The sequence below is a fragment of the Actinomadura sp. GC306 genome (assembly GCF_004348665.1).
Taxonomy (GTDB): Bacteria; Actinomycetota; Actinomycetes; order Streptosporangiales; family Streptosporangiaceae; genus Spirillospora.
Map to the genome: position 1 here is coordinate 1 of NZ_SMKM01000392.1, position 4,568 is coordinate 4,568.

At 70.5% G+C, this 4,568-nt stretch carries 5 protein-coding genes; 3 read left to right on the forward strand and 2 right to left on the reverse strand.

The window, feature by feature from the left end; all coding sequences use genetic code 11:
- Both E1200_RS31440 and E1200_RS31445 read left to right on the forward strand, forming a co-directional pair.
- The coding region (locus tag E1200_RS31440; protein WP_131955997.1) for a biotin--[acetyl-CoA-carboxylase] ligase at window positions 1-498 on the forward strand (498 nt) is incomplete at its 5' end.
- 124 nt (window positions 499-622) lie between these two features.
- Window positions 623-1,648, forward strand: a complete 1,026-nt coding sequence (locus E1200_RS31445; RefSeq protein ID WP_131955999.1) for an adenylate/guanylate cyclase domain-containing protein — start codon at window positions 623-625, stop codon at window positions 1,646-1,648.
- Between the two features lie 13 nt (window positions 1,649-1,661).
- Here E1200_RS31445 and bfr read toward each other — a convergent pair whose 3' ends face one another.
- Both bfr and E1200_RS31455 read right to left on the reverse strand, forming a co-directional pair.
- On the reverse strand, window positions 1,662-2,159 hold the full coding sequence (gene bfr, locus E1200_RS31450; protein ID WP_131956001.1) for a bacterioferritin: 498 nt from the start codon (window positions 2,157-2,159) through the stop codon (window positions 1,662-1,664).
- A gap of 103 nt (window positions 2,160-2,262) precedes the next feature.
- Window positions 2,263-2,553, reverse strand: a complete 291-nt coding sequence (locus tag E1200_RS31455) for a (2Fe-2S)-binding protein (protein WP_131956003.1) — start codon at window positions 2,551-2,553, stop codon at window positions 2,263-2,265.
- A 225-nt stretch (window positions 2,554-2,778) separates the two neighbouring features.
- On the opposite strand from E1200_RS31455, the gene glgX reads away from it, so the two are divergent.
- The coding region (glgX, locus tag E1200_RS31460; protein WP_207933636.1) for a glycogen debranching protein GlgX at window positions 2,779-4,568 on the forward strand (1,790 nt) is incomplete at its 3' end.

Below are 4,568 nucleotides of genomic sequence, written 5' to 3' on the forward strand. Positions count from 1 at the left end.
GCCCAGGAGGGCGAGGGCTTTCTCGCGGGCGGTGACGCGGCCGTGGACGCGCGCCTCAAATGGCCGAACGACGTGCTGGTGGGGGACCGCAAACTCGCCGGAATTCTCGCCGAGAAGGTCGACGGCGGCCTCGTCATCGGGGTGGGGCTGAACGTGGGGCTGCGGGAGGCGGAGCTGCCGGTGGAGACGGCGACGTCCCTGGCGATCGAGGGGGCGCCACTGAGCGACCGGGCGCCGCTGCTGCGCGCGATCCTGCGCGAGTTCGCGACCTGGTACCTGGAGTGGACGGCGCTCGGCGGTGATCCGGAGAGCAGCGGGCTGCGTACCGCCTACAAGGACCTGTGCGCCACGCTCGGCCGCCGGGTGCGGGTGGAGCTGCCCGGCGGGCGGACGCTGGCCGGGACGGCGCGGGACGTGGACGGGGCGGGGCGCCTGGTGGTGGCGGGAACCGGCGGGGACAATGCGGTGAGCGCGGGCGACGTGGTGCACGTCCGGTGAAACGGGGAACGGCGATCCACGGTCCGTACGTTGCCCGTGTTGCTGGTCTGCGACGATATGTCGCGGTACCGATCCATGACGGCGGTGTCCCGGTCGGGGGCGACGGCGGGCTGAGGGGCGGAAGATGGCGGCCGGATTGCCGGATCCGAAGGAGATAGAAGAGCTCCTGCTCGGGGGCGAGCTGCGCTACACCCGTGTCGACGCGGTCCGCCTGTCGGGGGTTTCGCAGGACTTCTCCGGGAAGGTCTGGCGGGCGTTCGGCTACCCGTCGATGCCGGACGAGACCATCGCCTACACCGAGGGCGACGTCATGGCGCTGGAGCGCCTGGGCCGCCTCGTCGCCGACGGGATCCTGGACGAGGACGGCGTGATCCGGCTGGTCCGCGCCTTCGGGCAGACCATGAGCCGGCTCGCGGAATGGCAGGTCAGCCTGCTGCAGAGCATGCTGCCGCAGGAACCGAACGAGGCGCCGTCCGCGGAGACGGTCGAGACGATCGTGGACATCGCCGAGAAGCACATCGGGGAGTTCGAGCCGCTGGTCGTGCACGCCTGGCGGCGGCAGCTCGCCGCGGCGGGGACGCGGGCGCTCGGCACGGCGGCGACGCGGGAGAACGGCGATCCGGCCGGCCGGCCGATGACCACGGTCGGGTTCGCGGACATGGTGTCGTTCACGCAGGTCAGCCGGGAGCTGGAGGAGATCGAGCTGGCCCGGGTGGTGGAGTGGTTCGAGGAGACCGCCGCCGACATCGTCGCCTCGCTCGGCGGCCGGCTGGTGAAGACGCTCGGCGACGAGGTGCTGTTCAGCGCGGAGACCCCGGAGATCGGCGCGGAGATCGCGCTGACGGTGGCGGCGACCATCCAGGACGAGACCGAGGTCCCCGACGTCCGGGTCGGTGCCGCGTACGGGCCGGTGCTGCCGCTGATGGGCGACGTGTTCGGCACGACCGTCAACCTCGCGGCGCGGCTCACGTCCCTGGCGCGCCCCGGCGCGGTCGTGATCGACAGTGAGCTGGCGGCGCGGCTGGACGGCCGGCCGGGCTACGAGGTGACGCGGATCGTGCGGCGCCCGGTCCGCGGGCTGGGCATCATCCAGCCGTACGTGCTGCGCCGCACGGCCGCGCCCAGCCCCGCGGACCCCGGGGCACCGTAGCGGTCCGGGCGGGTCAGACGGGCGAGCTGCCGTCGTCGCCGGGGTATCCGGTGAGCCGCTGCTTGTAGTTGTGCTCGCCGAGCTCCCGGACGAGGCTCAGCTCGGTCTCCAGGTAGTCGATGTGCTCCTCCTCGTCGGCGAGGATCTCCTCGAAGATCCGCGCGGAGGTGACATCGCCGCGCGAGCGCATGAGCTCGATGCCGGGACGCAGCCGGGCCACCGCCTCCATCTCGACGACGAGGTCCGACTCCAGCTGCTCGACGATGGTCTGCCCGATCCGCAGGGTGCCGATCTTCTGGTAGTTCGGCAGCCCCTCCAGGAACAGGATCCGGTCGGTGAGCCGCTCCGCGTGCCGCATCTCGTCGAACGATTCGTCGCGGGTGTGCTTGGCGATGCGGGTGAAACCCCAGTGCTCCTGCATCTTCGAGTGCAGGAAGTACTGGTTGATCGCCGTGAGCTCCGCGGTGAGCTGCTCGTTGAGCAGCGCGATGATGTCCTTGTCGCCTTCCATGGCCCCATGTTTGCACGGCTGACCGATTCTGGACAGCAGCAACCCCCGCGATGGCGCTTCCCGCCCGTGCGGGCGGGGCCATGCGGGTGGCTCGGGGGACGGGCTAGGCGGCGGTCTGCGGAGCGGTCCCTCCCTCGGTGGCGTCGGGGACGATCTGCGGAGCGGCCGGCGTCTCGGGGACGGCGGCCAGGGGCAGCGGGCCGCCGGTCAGGGCGTCCGCGAGTTCGGTGGCCGTGCGGTACTCGCTGACCATCGAGTGGAGGCGCTTGGTGCACATGCCGCACCCGGGCTTGAAACCGCAGGCGGCCTTGACCTCTTTGGCGGTCGTGCAGCCGTCCGCCAGGCAACCGTGGACATCGTCCTCCGTGACCACGTTGCAGATGCACACGTACATGCGGCTCGCGGACCTTTCGTGCGGCGTCGACCCTCTCCACAAGCCTGACCTGGGGCGCTTAGGGCACCCTCAATAAGGTAAGGCTCCCCTAAGGTAGCTCAGAGATGTCCGTTCTGGCCAGAGGCATCCCAATCTCGTCCGGTGTGATCTAAACCGGAGCGGGAAAGGCTCTCCCGTGCGCCGCCGCGTCCGAGACGGCGGCGCGTCATGACGAGGAGCGGGACAGTGGCGCAGATCTGGCCAGGGGACGCCTACCCGCTCGGTGCCCGGTTCGACGGGGCGGGCACGAACTTCGCGATCTTCTCCGAAGCGGCGGAGCGGGTGGAGCTGTGCCTGTTCGACGGGCCGGCCGGCGACGGCGAGGAGACCCGGATCGACCTCCCGGAGGTGGACGCCTTCGTGTGGCACGGGTACCTGCCGGGCGTCATGCCGGGGCGCAGGTACGGCTACCGGGTGCACGGCCCGTACGATCCGCCGCGGGGGCTGCGGTGCAACCCGGCGAAGATGCTCCTCGACCCGTACGCGCAGGCCATCGAGGGCGCGGTCGACTGGGACGAGTCGTGCTTCGGCTACAACTTCGGCGACCCGTGGTCGCGCAACGACGCCGACTCGGCCGGGCACACGATGCGGTCGGTGGTCGTCAGCCCGTACTTCGACTGGGGCGACGACCGCCCGCCCCGGATCCCGTACCACGAGACGGTCATCTACGAGGCGCACGTGAAGGGCCTCACCGCCCGGCACCCGGACGTCCCGCCGGACCTGCGCGGCACCTACGCGGGCCTCGCGCACCCGGTGGTCATCGAGCACCTGCAGTCGATCGGCGTGACGGCGGTGGAGCTGATGCCCGTGCACCAGTTCGTCCACGACGACGCGCTGACGAGCCGCGGGCTGCGCAACTACTGGGGCTACAACACCATCGGCTTCTTCGCCCCGCACAACGAGTACTCGTCGTCGGGCCACCGGGGCGAGCAGGTGCTGGAGTTCAAGGCGATGGTGAAGGCGCTGCACGAGGCCGGCATCGAGGTGATCCTGGACGTCGTCTACAACCACACCGCCGAGGGCAACCACCTGGGCCCGACGCTGTCGTTCCGCGGCATCGACAACGCCTCGTACTACCGGCTGACCGAGGACGACCGCCGCTACTACATGGACACCACGGGCACGGGGAACAGCCTGCTGATGCGCAGCCCGCACGTGCTGCAGATGATCATGGACTCGCTGCGGTACTGGGTGACCGAGATGCACGTGGACGGGTTCCGCTTCGACCTCGCCGCGACGCTCGCCCGCGAGCTGCACGCGGTCGACCGGCTGTCGGCGTTCTTCGACCTCGTCCAGCAGGACCCGGTCGTCTCCCAGGTCAAGCTGATCGCCGAGCCGTGGGACATCGGCGAGGGCGGCTACCAGGTCGGCAACTTCCCGCCGCTGTGGACGGAGTGGAACGGCCAGTACCGCGACACCGTCCGCGACTTCTGGCGCGGGGAGCCGGGGGCGCTGCCCGATTTCGCGTCCCGGCTGACGGGCTCGTCGGACCTGTACGCCGACGACGGGCGCCGCCCGATCGCCTCGATCAACTTCGCGACGTGCCACGACGGGTTCACGCTGCACGACCTGGTCTCCTACAACGGCAAGCACAACGACGCCAACGGCGAGGGCAACCGGGACGGCACCGACGACAACCGGTCGTGGAACCACGGCCACGAGGGGCCGACCGACGACCTGGAGGTCATCTCGCTGCGCGAGCGGCAGAAGCGCAACTTCCTGACGACGCTGTTCCTGTCGCAGGGCGTGCCGATGCTGCTGCACGGCGACGAGATGGGCCGCACGCAGGACGGCAACAACAACGCCTACTGCCAGGACAACGAGCTCTCGTGGGTCGACTGGACGGGGCTGCGGCAGGGCATGTTCCCCGACGAGCGCGGCCCGCTGCTCGACTTCGTCCAGCGCCTGTCCCGGCTGCGGACGGAGCATCCGGTGTTCCGGCGGCGGCGCTTCTTCCTCGGCGACCAGCGCAAGAA

Excerpts from the sequence above, each read along its gene's own strand:
- bfr (WP_131956001.1), bottom strand. The coding sequence starts at position 2,159 with ATGGAAGGCGACAAGGACATCATCGCGCTGCTCAACGAGCAGCTCACC.
- E1200_RS31445 (WP_131955999.1), top strand. The coding sequence starts at position 623 with ATGGCGGCCGGATTGCCGGATCCGAAGGAGATAGAAGAGCTCCTGCTC.
- E1200_RS31455 (WP_131956003.1), bottom strand. The coding sequence starts at position 2,553 with ATGTACGTGTGCATCTGCAACGTGGTCACGGAGGACGATGTCCACGGT.